Origin of the sequence: Pseudomonas frederiksbergensis (assembly GCF_000802155.2) — a bacterium.
Lineage (GTDB): Bacteria > Pseudomonadota > Gammaproteobacteria > Pseudomonadales > Pseudomonadaceae > Aquipseudomonas > Aquipseudomonas frederiksbergensis_A.
Genome location: NZ_JQGJ02000062.1, coordinates 1 through 782, shown reverse-complemented (window position 1 = coordinate 782; position 782 = coordinate 1). Strand labels below are relative to the sequence as shown.

General features: G+C 61.4%; 1 protein-coding gene. It reads left to right on the top strand.

Annotated features, from left to right (window positions below):
* Positions 1 to 711, top strand: a 711-nt coding sequence (locus JZ00_RS31130; RefSeq protein WP_039591950.1) for a hypothetical protein, incomplete at its 5' end; no start/stop codon positions are given.
* Positions 712 to 782 lie beyond the last annotated feature (71 nt).

Below are 782 nucleotides of genomic sequence, written 5' to 3'. Positions count from 1 at the left end.
GCTGAGGTGGAACGGCTGAAACTTCGGCTCGAAACCATAACCGCCGACCGCGATGCAGAAAAGAGCATGAAGGCCAAGGCGCGTTCGCAGCGGGACAAGGTCACATCAGAACTGACCAAGGCGCTTGCATTGCTAACCAGGATCACTGGGCCGAGCTTTCAAGGCCAAGGCAAGGCCATCGGCGAGGCTGTGACCTTCCTCTCCAACCAATCCGCGCCAGCCGACAAGGGGCATGGCGAGCCGGTGGCACCGTTCTACATCTGCATCGAAGACTTCAACCGACTGGTCCGCGATGACACTGCAATCGCCAACGTCCGAGTCAGCCGAGAGAAGCGCGGCCCTTTTACCGAACCGCTCTACGCCAACCAATCCGCGCCAGCCGACAAGGGGCAGGGAGGCCCACTGTCCGAGCTTGAGGTTTTGCGGGAGGCAGTCAAGGAACTGGAGGCCATGCGGGACGCCAGAGTTGGCGCGAAGTTGGCCCAGGGCGAGCCGGTGGCGTGGAGAGGCTGCAACGCCGATGGCGAAGTGGTAACCGAGTGGATCGATGGGGTGCCACCTGAAAAAATGGTTGACCTCTGTGGCAACCCTTCCAGCTTCGACAAGATAGAACTGGCATACGCCGAGCAGCCCGCGCCGGTAGCGGTGGCTCCCGACTTCAAAATGATCGGCACCGAGCAAATGCCGCCGATGGAGTACGACGAGCCATGATCGACCTGAACGGCTTATCCCAAGCAGCGCGCTCTGCTGCAATGCGTGGCGGCACCGCTGGGTGGGGCAAA